This is a genomic window from Paraburkholderia phytofirmans OLGA172 (genome assembly GCF_001634365.1).
Lineage (GTDB): Bacteria > Pseudomonadota > Gammaproteobacteria > Burkholderiales > Burkholderiaceae > Paraburkholderia.
In genome coordinates this window covers 472,290-494,530 of the sequence record NZ_CP014578.1, presented here as the reverse complement: position 1 = coordinate 494,530, position 22,241 = coordinate 472,290, and the positions used below count along the sequence as shown (strand labels likewise).

Sequence of the window (22,241 nt, the reverse complement as noted above, 5' to 3'; positions counted from 1 at the left end):
CATCGGATTTTCGAAGTCTGTTTGCCGAACGGCGCTTGTTTGGTAGTTAGTGCCTGCAATGTCGCGCGCAAAAATCCCGCTACGCTTCCCAACACCGAAATATCTAAAGATATCGAAGGCTGACTCCTACAACCGCCCCTTCGCGTGAAATTTGATCAACGCGAAAATCTGCGATTCAAATCAAGGCTTCGACCTTAAGACTCGATTGAAAACACGCCGGGATTAAGCTCCCCCAGGCGCCACGCTGCACGTCCGCGTCACTCCCACCGCACAATCGCGACGACCGACCCAGCCCACGCCGCTCGCCAACTCCACAACTCGCAAAACGGACACCCCCCTCCCTTTCCGTTAAAATCTACGGTTTAGCACTTCGCTCCACGGCCAGCTCGCGCGCTCCGGCGTTTGCGGCGCGGCCCTATGCCCGAAAGGCACTTCATGCTCACGTTTCAGCAAATCATCCTGACACTGCAGTCCTACTGGGATAAGCAGGGTTGCGCGTTGCTCCAGCCGATCGACATGGAAGTCGGCGCGGGCACGTCCCACGTCCATACGTTCCTGCGCGCGATCGGTCCGGAACCGTGGCGAGCAGCCTATGTGCAGCCGTCGCGCCGTCCCAAAGACGGCCGGTACGGCGAGAACCCGAACCGCCTGCAGCATTACTACCAGTACCAGGTCGTGCTGAAGCCGGCGCCGGAAAACATCCTCGACCTGTACCTCGGCTCGCTCGAAGCCCTCGGCTTCGACCTGAAGCAGAACGACGTGCGCTTCGTCGAAGACGATTGGGAAAATCCCACGCTCGGCGCCTGGGGCCTTGGCTGGGAAGTGTGGCTGAACGGCATGGAAGTCACCCAGTTCACCTACTTCCAGCAAGTCGGCGGTCTGGATTGCAAGCCGGTGCTGGGCGAAATCACCTACGGTCTGGAACGTCTCGCGATGTATCTGCAGAAGGTCGAGAACGTCTACGACCTGGTCTGGACCGAGTGGGAAGAGCAAGGCCCGAACGGCCCGGAACTTCGCCGCCTGACGTACGGCGACGTGTACCACCAGAACGAAGTCGAACAGTCGACCTACAACTTCGAATACGCAAACGTCGAGTTGCTGTTCTCGATCTTCAACAGCTACGAAGCGGAAGCGAAGCGCATGATCGAAGCACAGATCGCGCTGCCTGCTTATGAGCTCGTGCTGAAAGCCGGCCATACCTTCAACCTGCTCGACGCGCGCGGCGCGATTTCCGTGACGGAACGCGCAGCGTATATCGGCCGCATCCGCGCGCTGTCAAAGTTGGTCGCCCAGGCTTACTACGACTCGCGCGAAAAGCTCGGTTTCCCGATGCTCGGCAATCCCGTGCACGGCGTGCCCGGCCTCACGACCGACGAGCAAGATGCCGCCATGCCCGCGTGGGCGCCGCCGCTGAAAGTCGAACGCAAGATCGACCAGGACTGACGAGAACATCAAGAAATGACTCAACCCCATCAAGCTACCCTGCTCGTCGAACTACTGACCGAAGAACTGCCGCCCAAAGCGCTCGCGCGTCTGGGCGACGCCTTCGCCGAAGGCATTGCGCAGCGCCTCGCGGCGCGCGACCTGGTCGAAGGCGAACTGTCGTTCGAACGTTACGCCACGCCGCGCCGCCTCGCCGTCACGATCAAGAACGTGCGTTCGGTCGCGCCGGAAAAACACGTGCGCGAAAAAGTGCTGCCGGTTTCAGTCGCGCTCGATAAAGACGGCCAGCCTACCGCGCCGCTCGCGAAGAAACTGGCCGCGCTCGGCTTTCCCGATTTTTCGGTGAACGACCTGGAGCGCGCGCAGGACGGCAAGGCCGAAGCCTTCTTCCTGCGCTACGCCGCGCCGGGCGCCACGCTCGTCGAAGGCCTGCAAAGCGCGCTCGATGAAACGCTCGCCAAGTTGCCAATTCCGAAGGTGATGACGTATCAGCGCCCGGACGGCACCAATGTGCAGTTCGTGCGTCCCGTGCATCGTCTGACCACCTTGCACGGCGAACAGGTCGTGCCGGTCACGGCACTGGGCGTCGACGCCGATGACACCACGCTCGGCCATCGCTTCCTGTCTGAAGGCTTCGTACAGATCCAGCACGCGGATTCGTATGCCGATACGCTGATGCACAAGGGCCGCGTAGTCGCGAGTTTCGCCGACCGCAAAGAAACCATCCGTACGCACCTGCTCGCGCAAGCCGACGGCGACCAGGTCGTGATGCCGGAAGCGCTGCTGGATGAAGTGAATTCGCTGGTCGAATGGCCGGTGGTCTACGCCTGCCGTTTCGAGGACGAATTCCTGCAAGTGCCGCAGGAATGCCTGATCCTGACGATGCAGACGAACCAGAAATACTTCGCGTTGACGGATGCGAACGGCAAGCTGCGCTCGCGCTTCCTGATCGTGTCGAACATCGAAACGAAGACGCCTGGCGATATCGTCGAAGGCAACGAACGCGTGGTGCGTCCGCGTCTGGCCGATGCAAAGTTCTTCTTCGAGCAGGACAAGAAGAAGCCGCTCGCCGACCGCGTGCCGCTGCTCGCGAACGTCGTGTATCACAACAAGCTCGGTTCGGCGCTGCAACGCGTCGAGCGCGTCGAAGCGCTGGCGGGTGCAATTGCCTCGCTGATCGGCGCAGATGTCGCGCTCGCGAAGCGTGCTGCACGTCTGGCCAAGGCCGACCTGATCACCGACATGGTCGGCGAATTCCCCGAGCTGCAGGGCACGATGGGCACGTACTACGCGCGCCACGACGGCGAGCCGGAAGAAGTCGCGCTGGCATGCTCGGAGCACTATCAGCCGAGGTTCTCCGGCGATGCGTTGCCGGCCACGGCAACCGGCACCGTCGTCGCGCTCGCCGACAAGCTCGAAACGCTGGTCGGCATCTGGGGCATCGGCCTGCAACCGACCGGCGAGAAAGACCCGTTCGCGCTGCGCCGTCATGCGCTCGGCGTGCTGCGGATTCTGGTCGAGAAGCAATTGCCGGTCGACCTGGTCGAACTGCTGCGCACCGCTTACGCGCAATTCGCCGCAGTGCCGGGTGTTGCTGATTCGACGCAAGCGATCTACGAATTCGGCATGGACCGTCTGCGCGGTCTGCTGCGCGAGCGTGGTTACGCGCCGGCCGAAATCGACGCGGTGCTGGCACTGAACCCGACGCGCCTCGACGACATCGTCGCGCGTCTGGATGCAGTGCGCGAATTCGCGGCGCTGCCGGAAGCGGCATCGCTCGCGGCAGCCAACAAGCGGATTTCGAACATCCTGAAGAAATCGGAAGGTTCGGCGACCGGCGGTGTGCAGATTGCACTGCTGACCGAAGCGCCCGAAAAAACCTTGCATGCGCAACTCGAACAAGTTGCACCTCGCGTGCAATCGCAACTCGCCGCACGCGACTACACGGGCGCACTAACCGCGCTCGCTGCGTTGCGCGAACCGGTCGACGCGTTCTTCAACGACGTGATGGTCAACGCCGAAGATCTGGCGTTGCGCGCCAATCGTCTGGCCTTGCTCGGCGCGCTGCATCAGCAGATGAATTGCGTCGCCGACATTTCCCGACTCGCCGCCTGAGCCCCGCGCCATGCCGACCAAAAAGGTGGTGATCCTCGACCGCGACGGCGTGATCAACGTCGATTCCGATGCGTTCATCAAGTCGCCGGACGAATGGGTTGCCCTGCCCGGTTCGCTCGAAGCGATCGCACGGCTAAATCAGGCGGGTTATCGCGTTGCGATCGCGACGAACCAGTCGGGCATCGGCCGCGGTCTCTTCGATATGAACGCGCTCAATGCGATGCATCTGAAAATGCATCGCATGGCGGCGGCGGTCGGCGGGCGCATCGACGCCGTGTTCTTCTGCCCGCATACGGCGCAAGATCAGTGCGAATGCCGCAAGCCGAAGCCCGGCATGCTGAAGATGATCGCCGAACGTTTCGAAGTCGATCCGCACCATACGCCGGTGGTCGGCGACGCGATGCGCGACCTGCAAGCGGGCGCCTCGCTCGGCCATCCGACGCATCTGGTGCTGACCGGCAAGGGCCGCAAGACGCTCGCAGCCGGCGGCCTGCCCGAGGGCACCCGTGTGCACGACGACCTGCGCGCGTTCGCACTCGACTTCCTTTCCGACGCTCACGAGTGACGCGCACCACGCGCGTCCCCCACCCTCACTGACCACGCCGATGCGCTTCATTCGTTCTTTGCTGCTGCTGATCTATTTCGTGCTCTTCACGGTGCCGTACGCAACCGCGTGTTTCATCGCGTTTCCGTTCATGCGCGCCGACAATCGCTACTGGATGGCAGCCGGCTGGTGCCGCGCCACGCTTCACACGGTGCGCTGGCTAAACGGCATCCGCTACAAGATCGAGGGCTATGAGAACCTGCCTAACGGTCCGGCCGTGCTGCTGTCGAAGCATCAATCGGCCTGGGAAACGCTGGCGTTTCCGGCGCTGATGCCGCGGCCGCTGTGCTACGTGTTCAAGCGCGAGCTGCTGTTCGTGCCGTTCTTCGGCTGGGCATTGGGCATGTTGAAGATGGTTCACATCGACCGCAAGGAAGGCAAGTACGCGTTCGAATCCGTCATCAAGCAAGGCAAGCAGCGCATGGCGGAGGGCGCCTGGGTCATCATGTTTCCGGAAGGCACGCGCACGCCGACCGGCAAGCAAGGCAAGTACAAAACCGGCGGCGCGCGTTTTGCGATTGCCACCGGCGCGCCGGTCGTACCGATCGCGCACAACGCCGGACGTGTGTGGCCGCGCAACTCGTTTCTCAAATATGCGGGTATAGTCACAGTGTCGATCGGCAGGCCGATCGACACGACGGGGCTCACGCCCGATGAAGTGAACACGCGCGTCGAAAAGTGGATCGAAGCTGAAATGCGTCGCATCGATCCTACCGCGTACCGCGCGGCGGAAAGCACCTCCGCCGCCGCACCAATCTGACGCGCCCGCGCCCTCGAAGGCGCATTTGCGCGAAGCCGAATCCGATGCAGAAGTCTCCTACGTCGCAGCCCGCTGCGGCGCTCGATAACCGGCAGCTCGATCTCCCGCTCTTCGCCGAGCCGGGGTCGACGTCGTCGTCCCCAACACCCTTCGCACCGACAGCCGGCTCGCAGATGGGGCAGCAGCCGGCCGTGCCCCTCGCACCAGACGGCACCAGGCTGCGCAGCCTCACCATCGGCTCTCGCACGCTGCACTATGTGCTCAAGCGCTCGGCACGCCGCTCGATCGGCTTTGCGATCGACAGCACCGGCCTGATGATCACTGCACCACGCTGGGTCACGCTCGCCGATATCGAAACCGCGATCACCGAAAAGCAGCGCTGGATTTTTACGAAACTGATCGAATGGCAAACGCGGGTCGAACAACGCGCGTTGCCCAAGGTCGACTGGAAAGACGGTGCGGAAGTGCCGTATCTCGGTCAGCCCGTGCGCGTGAAGCTCGGCTCGCCGCAAGGCACGCTCGCGTTCAATGCGGATGAAGCCGCCTTGCAAGTGCCGCTGCCATTGCAAGCCGATCCGCAGCAGATCAAGGATCGCGTGCAAGGCTGGCTGCAAGGCGAAGCAAAACGCCTGTTCGGCGAGCGCCTTGCGATCTACGCGGAGAAGCTGGGCGTCAACTATCGCGCGTATGCACTCTCGTCAGCGGCCACGCGTTGGGGCAGCTGTTCGAGCGACGGCAAAATCCGCCTGAATTGGCGGCTGATCCACTTCCCGCTGTCGATTATCGATTACGTCGTGGCGCACGAGCTCGCGCATCTGCGCGAGATGAATCACAGTCCGCGCTTCTGGCAGACGGTCGAATCGATTTTTCCGGAATTCCGCGAAGCGCGGCAGACGTTGAAGTCGCATCCGCCGGAATTGCTGCCGACGCTTTAAGGCCTTCGGTCGCGAGACCTTGAAGCCCCGGCGCCTCAACGCGAAGCGCCGGCCTTCTGAAACCCGCCGCTCACTCCATGCAGAAGGTTTCCTGCAGGTGACGCCACGTCACCTTGCCGTGCGCGTCCAGATCCATCACCGCTGTCGAGCGCCGCACGTTCGCATTGCCCGCGCTGTCGCGCTGATACTCACGATATTTCACCACCGCGCCCGACGGATACTCGGACACGATCTCCATGTCGCGGATCGTGATCTGCGAGCCGGGACGCGCGCCGTTCAGCTTCGCGAAAGTCGCGCGCAGGCTCGCGTGGTCGAGCGCGAGACCGGACGGCATCACCAGCGTGAATTGCGGAGCGAAGCGCGCCATGATGCGCTCCAGCGCGCCGTGATCCGCGGAGCCGTCGAACAACGCCTGGATTTCGACGTGGATGTCGCCAAGTTCTTTGAAATAGGGATTGCTGTTATTCATTGCGTGCCTTCGCCCCGCCGCTTACGTCATTTTTTCTTCTGGATGAACTCGATCTTGTAGCCGTCCGGATCCGTCACGAAAGCGATCACCGTGGTGCCATGTTTCATTGGGCCGGCTTCGCGCACAACCGTGCCGCCTTGCGCCTTGATCTTGTCGCACGCGGCGTAGGCATCTTCGACTTCGACGGCGAGGTGCCCGAAGCCGGTGCCGAGGTCATACGACGGCGTGTCCCAGTTGTGCGTGAGTTCGAGAACAGTGCCGTCACGTTCGTCTTCATAGCCGACGAAAGCGAGCGTGAACTTGCCGTCCGGATAGTCCTCGCGGCGCAGCAATTTCATACCGAGCAGGTCGGTGTAGAAGGCAATCGAACGGTCCAGGTCGCCGACCCGGAGCATGGTATGAAGCAGGCGCATCGTGTACTCCTTGGTGCGTGATGTCGAGAACGACAATGTACCCGGAATCACGCTGCACTGCAGAGCGCGCCACACGCGACAAGACGCGGCACGCTCGTTGCCAGAACCCCGTGATTGGGCGACTTCACGGCGTCCCAACTGGCTTTGCGCTGCGACGCCCGCAGCAACGACGCGTGATACAGCCCGCGATTGCGCCGGAACGTGGGATCGCTGTATCAACCGCATCCAGGGCAAACACGAAGCTCGTCATGCGATCACCCAGCCGGCCGTTCAGCGGCCTATTCATGTCGCCAATGAGTCGGGATGCAGCAAGCCCTGCGCGGCGCGGTTGGCGTCCTCCATCACCTGTTCGGCGATCCCCAACGCGGAATGCGCGGCAGGCGAAGGCGTGCGCTCGGCCAGATACACCAGCGCGAATTCCAGCGCGAGACGCGGCGGATTGGCAAGCGGGATGTGCGCCAGCCGCCGCCTCTCCAGATCGCGCCGCACCGCGGACGCCGTGGAGAACAGCACGGCATCGGTTTGCGCTACGACGTCTTTCAGCACTGCTACGTCGTTACATTCGACCTGCAACGGAATCTGCTCGTGGGCGCGGTACTTGAGCAGGCGATGCAAGGCATCCTTCATAAACGCGGGCAAGGTCACCGAGACCAGCGGGAACTCGCGCAACGCCGCGAGCGGCACCGTGTCACGCGCAAACAGGGGATGGTCCGGCCGCGCGAACCATCCGCCCTCGTGACGCGGCAGACGCCGCAACGTGACATCGGGCGTCACGGGCGGCACACGGCGGTCGGTGACCAGAAAGTCGATCTGTTCGGCGCCCAGTTTGGCAAATAGCGCATCGCCTTCGCCGAGTTCGATCGATACCTTGATCTTCGGAAAGCGCCGAGCGAACTCCACCAGCAGGTCCGGCAGCAACACGACGGCCGCATAGGGTCCGAGGCCGATGCGCACCTCGCCGAGCTCGTGCGCCTTCAGCAGTTCGACGTCGCGAAACAGGCAGCGCGTTTCGAACAGCACCCGCCGGGCGCGCTCGACCAGCAGCCTCCCGGCCGCCGTCATCGCGACGCCGCGGGCGGCGCGGTCGAACAGTTTCATGCCGACTTCCTCTTCGAGCGCCTGAATGCTGCGGCTCAATGCGGGCTGGCTCAGATGAACCCGCTCCGCCGCGCGCGCAAAGCTGCCTTCCTCAGCGAGCGCGATAAGATGGGTAAGGCGGCGGGAATTGACCTCATGCATAGTTTGCAAGCTCCCGATAACGAGAATGCACTTGAACAATTCGTTTATACCACCTCAAATGGGCGAAAATCGAGCGCCCCGCGCCAAAATTGGAGACATGCTTTGCCCACCATCCTCAGCAGCACGAAACGCTGCGCGGCGCTTGCCGCCGACACGGCGTCGGCTCACCCCACCCACGCACGCGAGACTGCACAGGGGCGCCGGTGGGTGATCGTCGCCTCACTGTTCCTGTTCATGATGATCAACTTCGCCGACAAGGCCGTGCTCGGTCTGGTCGCGATCCCGCTGATGCATGACATGCAGTTGACGCACGGTCAGTTCGGCCTCGTCGGCAGCGCGTTTTTTGTGTTGTTTTCGATCTCGGGCATCGCCGTCGGCCTGATCGCCGACCGCGTCAACATGAAATGGCTGCTCGCCGCGCTCGCGCTCATTTGGGCGGTCGCGCAGCTGCCGCTCGCATGGCCGACCAGCTTCGCCGTGTTGCTGCTGTGCCGCGTCCTGCTGGGCGCGGGCGAAGGGCCGGCCTCGCCGCTCGCGCTGCATGTCGTCTACACCTGGTTCGACGACCGCGAGCGCAATCTTCCAACGGCCATCGTGCAACAAGGGGCGACTGCCGGCGTCATTATCGCGGGTCCGTTGCTCACCTATATCTCGCAGCAGTGGCACTGGCACGCGACGTTTCTCACGCTCGGCGCGGTCGGCATCGGCTGGACTGTCTTGTGGCTGTGCCTGGGCAAGACGGGCAATCGTCAGCACAACGCATCACCCGCGTTTGCCGTCGAAGTGGCGGCCCCTCGTGCCGTGTCATTGCGCTGTCGGCGCATGCTGAGCGACCGCACGGTCATCGGTGTGATGCTGCAATGCTTTGTCGGCTACGCGGTGGTCGCGATCGGCTTCACCTGGGTGCCCGCGTATTTCCGGCTCGGCCTCGGCTTTGCCGCGACACAGGCCGGTTGGTTATTCGCGCTGCAAGTCGCGGCGCAAATCCCGCTTGGCATCGCGCTCGCGATGGTGTCGCATCGAATGCTCAAGCGTGGCGTGCCGTCAAAGGTGGCGCGCGGCAAACTGATCAGTACGGCTTGCGTGGTGAGCGGAGTTGCGTACTGCTCACTGTTGTTCGGCGCGCCGCCGTTCGTCCAGGTCGCCCTGATGGGGCTCGCCAGCGCGTTGGCGATCCAGACTTTCACCTTCGGTCCGATGCTGGTCGCCGAAGTCGCGCCGGCGGCGCGGCGCGGAGCCCTGCTCGCGATCACCAACTCGATCGTCACTACCGCCGGACTGATCGGACCCGTCGCGATGGGCAAGCTGCTCGGCGCGGCAGGCGACGCGCGCGGCTATGAGATCGGCTTCGCGGTAACCGGCACGTTGCTGCTGATCGTCGGTGCGGCGGGTTTCGCATTGATCGATCCACAACGGTCGAAGCGACGCATGGAAAGCATACCTGCGTGAGACTCCTGGTCGCGCTGTCGCGTGGCTGATTGCCTGGCCTTTGCGCCCCGCCCGGGAGCAGCTTCCTTCACCTGCGGTCATACGGCGCGTCGCTCCCCTTCTGCGCCATTAGGGTTGTTGACTAAATTCGTCTGACGATACATTCTCTTGCACACCGTCCAGCCGCGGTATCCAAGAGACGGCGCAGCACATAGAGCGAACCCACCAGGAACTGACCAGGCCTGTTCAACTGGAGGACCACCGTATGCGTCGTGCATGCTCGCGGCATGTGCCTGTTCGTTTGCGTCTGCTTGAAGCCCTTTCGTCCGCGCTCGGAATAGCGCTCCTTCTGCCATGCGAGCCTGCGCTCGCCGCCTGTGACAACACCGCGCCGGCCAGCGGCCAGACCGTCACTTGCAGCAACAGCACCCCCAACCCGTCCACTACGCCGGTCGCCGCAGTGACCGGCAGCACCAACGTCACAGTGAACGTGCAAGTGGGGGCCGAACTCGATGTCACCGGCAACAACGTCATTCTCGTGCGCGACGGCAGCACCGTCACCAACCTCGGCACCTTGCACGGCGCCGGCGACACCTTCGACGCCATCTCGGCACACGGTGCAAGCGGCGGTGCCGGTCATGACGTCTTGATCAACCGCGGCACGATCGTCACCAGCGGCGTCGAATCGGAAGGCATGTTCAACAGCGCTGCCGCAGTGACAATGCTCAACGACACCGCCGGCGTGATCCACACCACGGGCGGCGACTCAGTAGCGATGCACGACTTCGCGAGCCCCGGTGGCGGCACGCTGACCAACAACGGCACGCTATCGACGAGCGGCGACGGTTCGCACGGCATGGCCGCGTTGACGAACAACGACACGCTCGTCAACAACGGCTCGATCACGACGACGGGTGCCGGTTCGCATGGGATGCTGGCTAACGGTAACGCCATCGGCGGGACTGGCAACAATGCGTTGACGAATCACGGCACAGTCGACGTCTCGGGTACGGGTTCGCACGGCCTCGTTTCGTTCGATGCCACGCCCGGCGTCGTGACGAATACTGGCGTGGTCACGGCGCGTGGAGCCGGCGGCCTCGGCGGTTTCTTCTCGGGCAACGTCACGCTAAACAATGCCTTGGGCGCAAGTATCGCGAGTGAGCAGGCCAACGGCATCGACGCGAACGGTGGCGGCACCTTCAACAATGCCGGAACGATCGCCGGCGCAATCAATGCGATTGCCATTGCCAATGGCGCGGCGACCGTGACGAACAGTGGCTCGATCACCGCCGTTTCAAGCCAGGCGATTAGCACCACCGGCCCATTCGATATCACCATCAACAACACCGGCACCATCGCTGGCGGCAATGGCCGCGCGATCTGGACCGATAGCGGCGACGATACCCTTAACTGGAGCGGCGGCACCGTCATCGGCTTCGTGCGGCTCGGTGCGGGCAACGACGCAGCCAACCTCACCGGCCTTACCGACGCCAATCTCGCCGGTGTGCCGAGCTTCGACGGCGGCACCGGCAATGACGTGCTCAATTTCAACCGCACGTCGGCAAGCGGTCTCGGCCGCTTCATCAACTGGGAGATCGTCAACGTGACCAACGGCAGCCAGTTGACGCTCGACACCCACGGCCTCGTGCTCGGCGACAGCGGCACGTTGACCGGCACGCTCAATGTTGATTCGAGCAGCGCGGTGTTCGCGGGTGGCTTTGGCGGCACGGCGACGATCGCGCCGGCGGTTGCAGGTCAGCTCGCGAACGTCAACAATGCGGGCACTATCAACCTGACCAACGGCGCGACGGCTACGCGCAATACGCTGGCGATCAACGGCAACTACACCGGGCTCGACGGCCGCTTGCTGCTGCAGACGGTGCTGGGTACAGACGGTTCACCGAGCGACAAACTGGTGATCGCGCAAGGCGTCGGCTCGGGCAATACTTCGCTCGGCATCACCAACGTCGGCGGCTCCGGCGGTGCCACGCTCACGGATGGCATCCTCGTGGTGCAGGCGAGCAATGGCGCGACGACTACGGCGAGCGCATTCACACTGCCGAAACCGCTGTCCGCGGGCGCTTATACGTACTACCTGTTCAAGGGCGGCGTGAGCGCGGGGACCGCGGACAACTGGTATTTGCGCTCGAGTCTGGCTGCGGTGGCGGCTCCGGCTCCGACACAGGCACCGACTCCGGCACCCGCGCCGACTCCAACTCCAACTCCAACTCCAACCCCAACTCCAACCCCAACTCCAACCCCGACTCCGACTCCGGCGCCGACTCCAACTCCGACACCCGCGCCGACTCCAACTCCAGCACCCACGCCGACTCCAACTCCAGCACCCACGCCCACACCAGGCGCCGTGGCCGCACCGATCGCGGCGCCCGGCACGCCGTCCCTGCCAGCGCCGCCGCCCGCTGGCACCGCAGCAACGCCGCTCTACCGGATGGAGGTACCCGTCTATGCCGAGGTCCCGGTTCTCACGCGCGAACTCAGTATCGCGCAGATCGGCACCTTTCATGACCGCCAGGGCGAGCAGGCACTGCTGAACGAAAGCGGCCCGCTCGCCGCCGCATGGTCGCGTGTCTGGGGCGAGCACACCTCGCAGAGCAACGGCGGCGGCGCCAACCCCGAATTCAGCGGCACGATGGCCGGCGTGCAAGTGGGTCAGGATATCTACGCGGATCGCAGCGCAAGCGGCCATCGCAATCACTATGGCTTCTTCATTGGCTTTGCCCGCGCCCAAGGCGACGTGAACGGATTCGCGCTCGGCTTCCCCGATTTGTCGGCCGGGCGGCTGTCGATCAATGCGTACAGCGCAGGCCTTTATTGGACGCACATCGGTCCGGGTGGCTGGTACACCGACGCGGTGGCGATGGGCAGCTCGCTCACGCTCGATCCAGCGTCGAATCAGGGCATCGGCGCGAGCACGCATGGACATGCCGTGACGACTTCGCTGGAAGCCGGCTTGCCTATTCCACTGCGCGCCGATCTCAGTCTCGAACCGCAAGCGCAACTGATCTGGCAGCACGCATCGATCAACGATCTCAACGACGGCATTTCGACCGTATCGTTTCACGCGGCGAACGGCCTGGTGGGCCGGCTCGGCCTACGCCTGCAAGGCAGCTTCGAAGGTGCGGGCGCGCAGTGGCAACCGTATCTGCGCGCGAATCTGTGGCGCTATTTCAATGGCACCGATAGCGCGACCTTCGCCGGCACGACCGTGATTCCCACCGATGTCGCCGCCACGGCCGCCCAGTTCGGCATCGGCATGGTTGCGCATTTGAGCGCCCGGGGCAGCGTGTTCGCCACCGCGAGCTACACCATGAACGTGAACGGCGAGCACCGCAGCACGGTGGAGGGCAATCTGGGCGCGCGCTGGAGCTGGTAAGTGCTCAGAACTGATGGCGCACACCGGCCATCAGGCCGATCTGGCTACCCTTCTGCGCAAGCCCGACACCGTTGACGCCCTGCAACTGCGCGCCGATCAGGTCGCCCCGGTACAGCGAATAATCGCCTTCCAGGTAGACATCGGTACGCCTCGACAGGTTGTAGTCGGCGACCAGTTGGTACTGCCATGCCGAACCGTCCTGCGCGGCGCTCTTGCCGTCCTGCAGCGTGCGCCAGACATTCGCGGCGAAGTGCCACGTGTTGCCGACCTGCTGCATGATGCCGCCCATGATCATGCGGCGCCGCGAAAAGTCCGTGTACTTGAGCGCGGCCAACGCGGGCGCGGTGAACGGCCCGTTGGCGAAATTCAAAAAGCCGGCGTCGTTCTGGTCGACGATATAGCCAACGGAGAACCGGGTCAGGTTCCACGTGTACGACCCGCCGAAGGTCCATGCTTTCGCGGCTGCGCCGTTGACCGAATCTTTCGACACCTGATACGCGCCGCCGAAAGTGAACGGGCCGCCCGGCGCGTAAGCAGCCGCCACGCCGAGCTGGCTGCCGTACGAATTGCCCGCATTGCCGCCAAATGCGTAGCCGGCGGCAACATGGAAACCGTTGTATTTCGCCTGATACTGCACCTGGTTGCTGGTCCAGATACCGCCTGTCATCGTCACTTCCGGCTGGAAGCTGAAATCGTAAGGAATCCAGATATTGCTGCCGTAACCGCCGATGGTAACGCCCTCGATCATCACGTTGTACTGACGGCCGAAGATCATCTGACCGTAGGAATCCGAGCGCAAGCCCACTTGCGCTTCATTGAAGAACGGCAAAGTCGGATCGCTTTGGCCGCTATTCATGTAAAAACGGTTTTCGAGTTTGAAGAACGTAGACCAGCCGCCGCCCAGATCTTCAACCCCCCTCAGCCCCCAGCGGCTTTCCGTCATGCCGCCATTACCGAGCCCAATCGACGAATCGCCCGCCCGGTTTGCGTGGGTCAGATACCGCACGCTTTCGTCGATCACACCGTAGAGCGTCACGCTCGATTGGGCGTGCGCCATCTGACACGCCAATGCCGCGGGCACAACTGCCATCGCCCACCTGCTTACGCTCTTCATGTCGTCTCCTCGTACAGATTCCCGCTTTTCACGGATATCTCGACACCGTCACGCCTGATGCAAAGTATCGGCACGCTGCTCATTTGAGACCGCTCAAATCGACAGGTATGGCGCAGAGTCCGCATCGGAACCCTGCACGACGGCCAAGCCAGGCTGTTTGAATAAACTGACGAAATACGCGTGGGTGAACCTTAGCGCGAAACAGGGGCTGTAAGAAAATTGACTGATGTAAGTGTTGTTATGTCATCGAAGTGCTTGCGGCTTGTAAGAAGCACGCGTAGGCGGTCCGGTCACCGCCTTGCGGGGCGGATGATTTTGATTTCGTATGACCTATGATCGCCATGCCACGAGACCCATGAGCACCACCGCCCTGCCCAGGCGCCGCACGGGTTACTGCTTAAGGAGTGGGGGGTTTCACGCGCGCTGCAGGACGCAGCGCGCTTCCTTCAAGACCGTGCAACGCAACTCAGGCGTCGTCGGTCCCGGTTTCCGCAGCCGCGGCACCGCGCGCCGGCGAAGCCGCCACGATCTGCGCCACACGCACATACTCGGCGACCGGCACATCTTCCGCGCGGCGTTGCAGATCGAAGCCTAGCGCCTCGAAATCCACTGAGTCACGAAACGCGGCCAACGTGTTGCGCAGCATCTTGCGCCGCTGCGAGAAGGCCGCCGTCACCACCTCGCCGAGCACGCGCTCGTCCACGGCCGGCAGCTCATGCAGTTCGTACGGGATCATCCGCACAATCGCCGAATCGACCTTCGGCGGCGGCTGGAATGCTTCGGGCGGTACATCGAGTTGCTTGTCGATCGCATAGCGGTATTGCAGCATGACCGAGAGGCGGCTGAACGCCTTGGTGCCCGGCTCCGCCACCATGCGCTCGACGACTTCGTTCTGCAGCATGAAATGCTGATCGATCACGCGATGGGCGAACGCGGTCAGATGAAACAGCAATGGGCTCGAAATGTTGTACGGCAGATTGCCGACAATGCGCAGCGACGCCTTCTCACCGGGTGCCGCCAGCGTGCCGAAGTCGAACGCGAGCGCATCGCCCGCATGCAACTCGAGCAGGTCGCCGAATTTTGTCTTGAGACGGCCGATCAGATCGCGATCCAGCTCCACCGCATGCAAGGGCGCTTCGGGCGTTGCCAGACGCTCGATCAGCGGCCCGGTGAGCGCGCCAAGCCCTGGCCCGATCTCGACCATGCGCTCGCCGCGCTGCGGCCGGATCACGTCGACGATCGAATCGATCACGCCCATGTCGACCAGAAAATTCTGTCCGAAACGCTTGCGCGCGATATGGCCTTGGTGCCGGCCCGGTTGCTGTCTGCTGGTGGACATCGAAGAAACGCTAAGAAAGAAAACTGCTTAAGGATAGGGACAACTCGGGAACAAGTCAGGAACACGCGCAACGAACGCGAAAACAGCGAGCGGCGAAAAGCGCGTACGCCCCTCTCCGCGACGGCTAAATCAGCCCGCGCGGCGGTGCTGTGCCATCGAAACCGCCGTATCGATCGCGGCGATCAGACTGCCGGCGTCGGCACGGCCGGTGCCGGCCAGATCGAGCGCGGTGCCGTGATCGACCGAGGTGCGGATGATCGGCAAGCCGAGCGTGATGTTGATGCCTTCGCCGAAGGTTGCGTACTTCAACACCGGCAATCCCTGGTCGTGGAACATCGCCAGCACGCAGTCGGCCTGTTCCAGATAACGCGGCTGGAACAGTGTGTCCGCCGGATAGGGGCCAGGCGCGTCGATGCCTTGCTCGCTCGCGAGCTTCAGTGCCGGAGAAATCACCTCGATTTCCTCGCAGCCCAGATAACCGTTTTCGCCCGCATGCGGGTTCAACCCCGTCACGAGGATGCGCGGCGCAGGCAAACCAAAGTGGTGACGCAAATCGTGATCGATGATGCGCAACGTCTCGACGATACCTTCGATCGTCAACGCGGCGGAGACGTCTTTGAGCGGCAGATGCGTGGTAGCGAGCGCGACGCGCAACGGACGCTTGCCGGTGCCGGCCAGCATCATCACCACGCGCGGCGTGTGCGTGCGCTCGGCCAGATATTCTGTGTGGCCGGTAAACGGCACACCGGCGTCGTTGATAGTGCTTTTTTGCAGCGGCGCGGTAACGATCGCGTCGAACGTGCCGGCCACGGCGCCGTCGATCGCACTGTCGAGCAGATCGAGCACGTAGCGGCCGTTGGCGGCGTTCAGCTTGCCGGCCAGCGAGGGCGCGCCAAGCGGCCGATGCTGCACCCGCACGCGCTTGCCGCCCGCCACCAGCGTGGCCCAATCGACGCCCACCGCGCGCGCGCGGTCAGCCAGCAAATCCGCATCGCCCAGCACGGTGAACTGTGCGCCCGGCCAATGCGCCGCCGCGCCCGCCAGCGCCTGCGCGGTCAGCTCGGGGCCGACGCCGGCAGGCTCGCCGGTCGTGATCGCGATCTGCAACGGAAGGCTGGTGGACTGCGCGGCGGATGTCATGATGTTTATTGCGTGCTGGTCAGCGTGGGCTTCACTTCCACGTAGGCGGTGTCGCGCAATTCGCGCAGCCAGTCGGCGTAAGCCTGCTCCGCCTTGCGCTGACCGATCGCCTGACGCGCCAGATCCATCTGCTGCGACACCGAGCCTTCCGATTCGCGGCGGCCCAGCACCTGAATCAGGTGATAGCCGTATTCGCTGCGCACCGGATCGCTGATCTGACCGTCCTGCAGGCTGTTCATGGCACGCTCGAATTCCGGCACCGTCTCGCCCGGGCTGATCCAGCCGAGGTCGCCGCCTTGCGACGACGAACCGTCTTGCGAGTAGGTGTGAGCGAACTTCGCGAAGTCGCCGCCTGCGGCGATCCCGTTCTTGATTTCGAGCAGCTTCTGACGCGCTTGCGGCTCGGACATGCCGTCGCCGACGCGCAGCAGAATGTGGCGAACGTGCGTCTGCACGAGCTTCGGTGCATCGGAACTGGTGCCCTGGCCGGCGCGACGATCGACGAGGCGCACGATTTCGAAACCGTCGTTGGTGCGGATCAGATCCGGATTGACCTGGCCCGGGCGCAGCGCCGAAGCGGCCTTGACGAACTCAGGCGGCAGCTGGGACGGCGGCACGAAACCCGTATCGCCGCCTTTCGACGCATCCGGCGCTTGCGAATTCGATTTCGCCAGCTTTTCGAAGCTGGCGCCACCCTTGGCTTCGGTCAGCAGGGCCTGAGCCTTTTGCTGCGCGGCTTCGATGTCGGTTTCCGACGCGTTCAGCGGCGCCTTCACGAAAATGTGCTGAAGGTGCAGATCGCTTGTCAGGCCGGAGTTCGGACCGCGCTGGCTGGCGATGTAGTTCGCGACCTCGGCGTCCGACACCGTGACCTTGCTGTCCACTTCCTTCTCACGCAGACGCGACAGCGTCAGCTCAGTACGCGCGTCGCTCGTGAAGGTGGTCCAGGGCACGCCTTGCGCCTCGATACGCGAGCGATACACGTCGAGCGACATGTTGTTCGCCTGCGCCAGCCGCTCGAGCGTTTTTTGCACGGCAGCGTCGTCGATGTTGATGCCGTCTTCTTTCGCCTTCTGCAACTGGATGCGTTCCAGCACCATCTGGTTGAGCACCTGCTGGCGCAACTGGTCCATCGGCGGGACCGGCGCGTTCTGCTGGTTCAGCCGGCGGGTGATCAGGCCGATGCGCTCGTCGAGCTCGCGCCGCGTGATGACACCGTTGTTGACCACTGCGGCGATGGTGTCGACCGTCTGGCCGTTATTGCCGGCCGTCAGCGCCTGCGCCTGAACCGGCGCAACCGACAGAAAAGACGCTGCGGCGGCAAGACCGGCCGCAAGCGTTGCCAAGCGAAGCTTTTTCATGATTGCCACAGATACTCCAATGATGTCGGGCGCGCCTGGCCCGTCTTTTCGCATTCTATAAATGATCGGGCGAGCGTCATTCGTAATTGGTGAAACGCGCTTCCGGCGGCGGCGGCGGGGGCAACGGCGTATAGCCCGCCACGCTGGAACGGAACGCGGCAATCAGCCCGTTGTCGACGCTCGACAAGCCCTTGAACGTCAACTGTGCGAGAAACCGCGTGCTCGACTGCTGCTGCGACGATGTGTTAAGGCCGTTCGCATAGCGCTGGATCCCGGCGCCGAGCGTCCAGCAGTCGGCGTCGTATTGCAGGCCGATCAGACCGTCGACGACCCGATGCCCGCCCAGGTCGTAATTGAACCGGCCCACCCCGTACACGCGGTGTGTCAGCGGCCACTGCCCCGAAATCAGCACCTGATTGATCGGCTGGTTGTCCAGCGTGGTGTTCGCGCGGGTGTAGCGGTACGCGACATTGATCACCTTGCCCGTGGCAGGGCTGAACCCGAAGCCGACGCTCGTCTTCACCAACTGGTTGTTGTCGGCATTATATTGGAACGCCGTTTCCGAAGCGAAACCGGCGCCGAGCTTGAGCGACGCACCCGCGATCAGGTCCGAATGCGTGGCCTGCGTGCTGGTCTGCGTAGGCAACAGCGTGACGCGCTGATCCTGGAAGTAATACTGCTGCGCGATCACGAAGCGCGCGCGTTCGTCGCCCGTGGCCGGGTTGATGAAGCGCGTGGTGATCGCTGCGGTCAGACGGTTGGCGTCGGCGATCCGGTCGTTGCCGACGAACGTGTTCGGCGTGAAGATTTCCGCCAGCCCGAAGTCGGAGTCGGCCGTATCGAACAGCGGCGCGGACTCCTGGTTGCGGTACGGCGTGTAGACGTAGTAGAGCCGCGGCTCCAGCGTCTGGATGTAATCCTCGCCGAAGATCCGCACCGAACGGTCGAAAATCAGCCCGGTGTCGAAGCTGAGCGTCGGAATCGATTCGGTGAAATTCTTCGGCGTGCCGACCGGCACGTCAGTGCCGATATTGTTCAGGTTGTACGACGCAAAGTGCCACTGCACCTTCGGCGTGACGAAGTAGCCCGGCCCGACCACCGAATACGACAGGTACGGGTTGAACATCACCCGCTGACCTTCCGTCATGTCCGCGGTGGTGATGCGGAAATTCGAGTAGTCGGCTTCCGCGCCGTAATCGAAGCCGCCGACGTTGTACTTCGCGTACTTCACGTTCAACTGCGGCTCGCGGCCGTACGGCGCCACCGAAGGCGTCAGCGTCTGCCAGTGCTGTTCGCGGGCGAGCACCGACCACGGGCCGTTGTTATAGGTCAACCCGGCTTCCTGTTGATACAGGAGCTGGGTGCCGTTCATGAACTGACTGACCGACGACGACAGGTCTTCCGGATACGTGTTGTCCGAGACCTTGTTGTAGTAGATATAACCGCCGAACCCGTTGCCGAAGTTCTGGTTGTGCTGGATATACAGCGCGTAGCGGTTGGTATGGGTCAGGTGGTCGTCCGGCAGGAATTCACCGGTGATCGAGCCCGAATATGTGGGCGACAGATAGCGGAAGGACGACTGCAACTGCACGCCGCGCTTCGAAATCAAATGCGGCGTGACCGTCAGATCGCGGTTCGGCGCGATGTTGAAGTAGTACGGCACCGACAGTTCGAAGCCGTTGCTCGAACTCACCGAGAACGTGGGCGGCAGGAGCCCGCTGCGCCGCTCGCCCGACAGCGGGAACGACAGCCACGGCGAAGCGAATACCGGCAGGCCCTGGAAGAACAGCACGCTGTTGTACGCAACGCCTTCGTCCGCGCCGGTGTCGAAATCGAACTCGCTGCCTTTGATATACCAGGCCGGATTGTCCGTGCACGAGCAAGCCGTGTACGTGCCCTTCGTGAACACCGAGCGCTCGTTGTCGAGCAGGTCGACGCGCTCCGCGCTGCCCGAACCACCCGTCACGGTGAAGTGGTACTTCGGCGCGGTCATGAAACCTTCGCTCGAGTCCACCCGCATATGCGCTTCCGGGCCGGCGAACGTGGCGCCATTGTTGTTCAGGTGAACCTGGCCATATGCGTCGGCCATGTCCGTGTCCTGATCGTAATGCAGCGCGTCGGCCTTGATCACGAAGGTATTGCGCCGCACCTCGGCCGAACCTTTCGCGGCCATGTCCTGGTCGGTGGTGCCGCTCGCCGTGTCGCCGAGTACGAAGGTGGCCGCTTTCTGGCCTGCCTGCAACGGGTGTTCTTCGAGCTGCGGCGCGAGCTGCATGCCCCAAGGCGCGTCGATAGGTTGCGGCTGCGCGGCTTCCCCCACCAGCTGGGCGTGCGCAAGCGCGGGCATCAGGCCCGGGACGGCGATTAACGCCGCTACGAGCCGCCTTTTGCGCAGCACCGCGGCACAAGAGGGGGGCGTTTGGGAAAGCTGTCTAGGCGGCATGTATCGTTTGGCGAATCGGCCCGTCCGCCAGCTTCTGCAGTCACGATCCACCGCCTGCACAACCCGACCGTGACAGTCGGCTGCACATCAATATTTACAATCTGTCGAACGATGAGGCGGGCGGTAAAGCGGAATACGCGAAAGCTGGCGTGAGTCGCGTCAAAAAGTCGTGGGGTATTATATGGCAAGACGTTGCCCCTCTGAATTTGTTGCCGGTTTTCATGACGCTGCCCCTTTCCAAAGACTCCACAGATACCCGCCTCGAACTGCTCAAGGCCTGGCTGAATGCCCACGCAGCGCGCTATGCGCTCGATCTCGACACGCTTGCCCCGGCTTCGTCCGACGCCAGTTTTCGACGCTATTTCCGGCTCGCCGGTAAGGCGGCGGAAGGCGCTAGCGCCGGCACCCTGATCGCCGTCGATGCCCCGCCCCCCGAAAAGTGCCGCGAATTTGTGCAAATCGCACACTTGCTCGAGGCCGCCAACGTGCATGTGCCGCGCGTGCTGGAGGTCGACTTCGACGCCGGATTCATGCTCGTCACCGATCTGGGCACCGATTCATACCTCGGCGCGCTGACTGAGGCGCAAAACGGGGATGAACCGCGCCGTGCCCGCTCGCTGGTGCGCGACGCGCTCGACGCGCTGATCCGCTGGCAGCTCACGTCGCGCGAAGGCGTGCTGCCGCCGTTCGACGAAGCGTTCCTGCGCCGCGAGATGGAATTGATGCCGGAGTGGTTCATCGGCCGCCATCTGGGCCGCGCGGTCGACGAGAAGACCCGCGGACTGCTCGATCGCACCTTCGCGCTGCTGATCGCGAGCGCCCGGGCGCAACCGCAGGTGTTCATGCTGCGCGATTTCATGCCGCGCAATCTGATGATCGCGGCCGCCCCCAACCCCGTGAATCCCGGCGTACTGGACTTTCAGGACGCGGTGGCCGGCCCGATCACCTACGACGTCGCCTCCTTGCTGCGCGATGCATTTCTCAGCTGGGACGAAGAGTTCGAGCTGGATTGCTTCGTGTACTACTGGGAGCAAGCGAAAAAGGCGGGCCTGCCGGTCGATCCGGATTTCGGCGAGTTCTATCGGCAGCTCGAATGGATGGGGCTGCAGCGGCACATCAAGGTGCTCGGGCTGTTCTGCCGGATCAACTACCGTGACGGCAAACCGCACTACATGAGGGATCTGCCGCGTTTCATCGGTTACGCCCGCAAGGTCGCCGAACGGTATGCGCCGCTGCGTCCGTTCGCGAAGCTGCTGGACGATCTCGAAGGCCGCGCGAACGAAGTCGGCTACACGTTCTGACCGATGACGATGTCTCTGAAGAAAGCCATGATTTTCGCCGCCGGGCGCGGCGAGCGTATGCGTCCATTGACCGACACGTGTCCGAAGCCTTTGCTCGAAGCGGGCGGCAAACCGTTGATCGTGTGGCAGATCGAACGCCTCGCGCGCGCCGGCTTTCAAACCGTTGTGATCAACCATGCCTGGCTCGGCGAGCGGATCGAAGCCACGCTCGGCGACGGTTCGCGCTGGGGGGTGCAACTGCGCTACTCGGCCGAGCATGAAGCGCTGGAGACGGCCGGCGGAATCGTGCAGGCGCTGCCGTTGCTCGAAGACGAGGGCAACAGCGAAGTATTCGTCGCAGTCAGTGGCGACGTCTATGCGGATTTCGATTACGCGACGCTGAATACGCGCGCCGAAGCGCTGAAGGCGCTAGCCGGACCCGGCATGCATCTGGTGATGGTGCCGAACCCGGCGTTTCATCCGAACGGCGACTTTGGGTTGGCCGACGGAACGCTGTCGCTCGATGCGCAACCGCGCTTCACGTTCGGCAACATCGGCCTCTACGACACGCGCATGTTTCGCGATCTGCCGCGCGGCACGCGGCGCGCGCTCACGCCGTACTATCGCGAGACGATTGCGCGTGGTCTTGCGAGCGGGGAATTATATGAAGGCCTGTGGGAAAACGTTGGTACGCCCGCGCAACTGCAGGCTTTGGATCAGCGTTTGAACGAACGCTGAGCGCGGCAAGGCGTTGAGCGGCACCG

At 63.3% G+C, this 22,241-nt stretch carries 17 protein-coding genes; 9 read left to right on the top strand and 8 right to left on the bottom strand.

The genetic code is table 11. From position 1 onward, the window contains the following. Positions 1 to 435: 435 nt before the first annotated feature. The 5 genes from glyQ to AYM40_RS02140 are packed head-to-tail and all read left to right on the top strand — an operon-like array spanning position 436 to position 5,857. Complete coding sequence (gene glyQ, locus AYM40_RS02160) at positions 436 to 1,443, top strand: glycine--tRNA ligase subunit alpha (protein ID WP_082854914.1); 1,008 nt, start codon at positions 436 to 438, stop codon at positions 1,441 to 1,443. Positions 1,444 to 1,458: 15 nt separating this feature from the next. Beyond that, a complete protein-coding gene (glyS, locus tag AYM40_RS02155) occupies positions 1,459 to 3,558 on the top strand; it encodes a glycine--tRNA ligase subunit beta (protein WP_063494777.1) in 2,100 nt (699 codons plus the stop codon). 10 nt (positions 3,559 to 3,568) lie between these two features. Then, positions 3,569 to 4,123, top strand: a complete 555-nt coding sequence (gmhB, locus tag AYM40_RS02150) for a D-glycero-beta-D-manno-heptose 1,7-bisphosphate 7-phosphatase (RefSeq protein WP_063494776.1) — start codon at positions 3,569 to 3,571, stop codon at positions 4,121 to 4,123. A 40-nt stretch (positions 4,124 to 4,163) separates the two neighbouring features. Beyond that, the gene (locus AYM40_RS02145) at positions 4,164 to 4,922 is read left to right on the top strand and encodes a lysophospholipid acyltransferase family protein (protein ID WP_063494775.1); all 759 of its coding nucleotides are present in this window, start codon (positions 4,164 to 4,166) and stop codon (positions 4,920 to 4,922) included. A 44-nt stretch (positions 4,923 to 4,966) separates the two neighbouring features. Beyond that, positions 4,967 to 5,857 (top strand): M48 family metallopeptidase, encoded by an 891-nt coding sequence (locus AYM40_RS02140; protein WP_063494774.1) that lies wholly within the window; start codon positions 4,967 to 4,969, stop codon positions 5,855 to 5,857. 70 nt (positions 5,858 to 5,927) lie between these two features. Here the strand turns inward: AYM40_RS02140 and AYM40_RS02135 are convergent, their stop codons facing one another. The 3 genes from AYM40_RS02135 to AYM40_RS02125 form a co-directional block, all read right to left on the bottom strand. Next, positions 5,928 to 6,326: a hypothetical protein gene (locus tag AYM40_RS02135; RefSeq protein WP_063494773.1), complete on the bottom strand. Its 399-nt coding sequence runs from the start codon at positions 6,324 to 6,326 to the stop codon at positions 5,928 to 5,930. Between the two features lie 26 nt (positions 6,327 to 6,352). Next, entirely contained in the window at positions 6,353 to 6,739 is a 387-nt protein-coding gene (gene gloA / locus AYM40_RS02130) for a lactoylglutathione lyase (protein WP_063494772.1), read from the bottom strand. 282 nt (positions 6,740 to 7,021) lie between these two features. Beyond that, positions 7,022 to 7,978 (bottom strand): LysR family transcriptional regulator, encoded by a 957-nt coding sequence (locus AYM40_RS02125; RefSeq protein ID WP_063494771.1) that lies wholly within the window; start codon positions 7,976 to 7,978, stop codon positions 7,022 to 7,024. Positions 7,979 to 8,080: 102 nt separating this feature from the next. On the opposite strand from AYM40_RS02125, the gene AYM40_RS02120 reads away from it, so the two are divergent. Next, on the top strand, positions 8,081 to 9,427 hold the full coding sequence (locus AYM40_RS02120; protein ID WP_158515227.1) for an MFS transporter: 1,347 nt from the start codon (positions 8,081 to 8,083) through the stop codon (positions 9,425 to 9,427). A gap of 244 nt (positions 9,428 to 9,671) precedes the next feature. Then, positions 9,672 to 12,800, top strand: a complete 3,129-nt coding sequence (locus AYM40_RS02115) for an autotransporter outer membrane beta-barrel domain-containing protein (protein WP_063494770.1) — start codon at positions 9,672 to 9,674, stop codon at positions 12,798 to 12,800. Positions 12,801 to 12,804: 4 nt separating this feature from the next. Here the strand turns inward: AYM40_RS02115 and AYM40_RS02110 are convergent, their stop codons facing one another. From AYM40_RS02110 to AYM40_RS02090, 5 genes are all read right to left on the bottom strand, one after another. After that, the gene (locus AYM40_RS02110) at positions 12,805 to 13,914 is read right to left on the bottom strand and encodes a porin (RefSeq protein WP_063494769.1); all 1,110 of its coding nucleotides are present in this window, start codon (positions 13,912 to 13,914) and stop codon (positions 12,805 to 12,807) included. A 466-nt stretch (positions 13,915 to 14,380) separates the two neighbouring features. Next, positions 14,381 to 15,253: a 16S rRNA (adenine(1518)-N(6)/adenine(1519)-N(6))-dimethyltransferase RsmA gene (gene rsmA, locus AYM40_RS02105; protein WP_063494768.1), complete on the bottom strand. Its 873-nt coding sequence runs from the start codon at positions 15,251 to 15,253 to the stop codon at positions 14,381 to 14,383. Positions 15,254 to 15,382: 129 nt separating this feature from the next. Next, a complete protein-coding gene (pdxA, locus tag AYM40_RS02100) occupies positions 15,383 to 16,393 on the bottom strand; it encodes a 4-hydroxythreonine-4-phosphate dehydrogenase PdxA (protein WP_063494767.1) in 1,011 nt (336 codons plus the stop codon). Between the two features lie 5 nt (positions 16,394 to 16,398). Continuing rightward, entirely contained in the window at positions 16,399 to 17,763 is a 1,365-nt protein-coding gene (locus AYM40_RS02095) for a peptidylprolyl isomerase (protein WP_082854912.1), read from the bottom strand. Positions 17,764 to 17,830: 67 nt separating this feature from the next. Next, entirely contained in the window at positions 17,831 to 20,197 is a 2,367-nt protein-coding gene (locus AYM40_RS02090) for an LPS-assembly protein LptD (protein WP_063494765.1), read from the bottom strand. Positions 20,198 to 20,418: 221 nt separating this feature from the next. Here AYM40_RS02090 and AYM40_RS02085 point away from each other — a divergent pair, with 221 nt between their 5' ends. Together AYM40_RS02085 and murU are read left to right on the top strand one after the other, a co-directional pair. Beyond that, on the top strand, positions 20,419 to 21,498 hold the full coding sequence (locus tag AYM40_RS02085) for an aminoglycoside phosphotransferase family protein (protein ID WP_063494764.1): 1,080 nt from the start codon (positions 20,419 to 20,421) through the stop codon (positions 21,496 to 21,498). A 3-nt stretch (positions 21,499 to 21,501) separates the two neighbouring features. Next, positions 21,502 to 22,215, top strand: a complete 714-nt coding sequence (gene murU / locus AYM40_RS02080; protein ID WP_063494763.1) for an N-acetylmuramate alpha-1-phosphate uridylyltransferase MurU — start codon at positions 21,502 to 21,504, stop codon at positions 22,213 to 22,215. The last annotated feature ends 26 nt before the right edge of the window (positions 22,216 to 22,241 follow it).

Bases quoted from the DNA above. Each gene is read 5' to 3' on its own strand.
- AYM40_RS02085 (WP_063494764.1), top strand. From the start codon at position 20,419: ATGACGCTGCCCCTTTCCAAAGACTCCACAGATACCCGCCTCGAACTG.
- AYM40_RS02090 (WP_063494765.1), bottom strand. From the start codon at position 20,197: ATGCCGCCTAGACAGCTTTCCCAAACGCCCCCCTCTTGTGCCGCGGTG.
- AYM40_RS02140 (WP_063494774.1), top strand. From the start codon at position 4,967: ATGCAGAAGTCTCCTACGTCGCAGCCCGCTGCGGCGCTCGATAACCGG.
- AYM40_RS02115 (WP_063494770.1), top strand. From the start codon at position 9,672: ATGCGTCGTGCATGCTCGCGGCATGTGCCTGTTCGTTTGCGTCTGCTT.
- AYM40_RS02145 (WP_063494775.1), top strand. From the start codon at position 4,164: ATGCGCTTCATTCGTTCTTTGCTGCTGCTGATCTATTTCGTGCTCTTC.
- AYM40_RS02135 (WP_063494773.1), bottom strand. From the start codon at position 6,326: ATGAATAACAGCAATCCCTATTTCAAAGAACTTGGCGACATCCACGTC.
- murU (WP_063494763.1), top strand. From the start codon at position 21,502: ATGACGATGTCTCTGAAGAAAGCCATGATTTTCGCCGCCGGGCGCGGC.
- glyS (WP_063494777.1), top strand. From the start codon at position 1,459: ATGACTCAACCCCATCAAGCTACCCTGCTCGTCGAACTACTGACCGAA.
- AYM40_RS02125 (WP_063494771.1), bottom strand. From the start codon at position 7,978: ATGCATGAGGTCAATTCCCGCCGCCTTACCCATCTTATCGCGCTCGCT.
- gloA (WP_063494772.1), bottom strand. From the start codon at position 6,739: ATGCGCCTGCTTCATACCATGCTCCGGGTCGGCGACCTGGACCGTTCG.
- gmhB (WP_063494776.1), top strand. From the start codon at position 3,569: ATGCCGACCAAAAAGGTGGTGATCCTCGACCGCGACGGCGTGATCAAC.
- AYM40_RS02110 (WP_063494769.1), bottom strand. From the start codon at position 13,914: ATGAAGAGCGTAAGCAGGTGGGCGATGGCAGTTGTGCCCGCGGCATTG.
- glyQ (WP_082854914.1), top strand. From the start codon at position 436: ATGCTCACGTTTCAGCAAATCATCCTGACACTGCAGTCCTACTGGGAT.
- pdxA (WP_063494767.1), bottom strand. From the start codon at position 16,393: ATGACATCCGCCGCGCAGTCCACCAGCCTTCCGTTGCAGATCGCGATC.
- rsmA (WP_063494768.1), bottom strand. From the start codon at position 15,253: ATGTCCACCAGCAGACAGCAACCGGGCCGGCACCAAGGCCATATCGCG.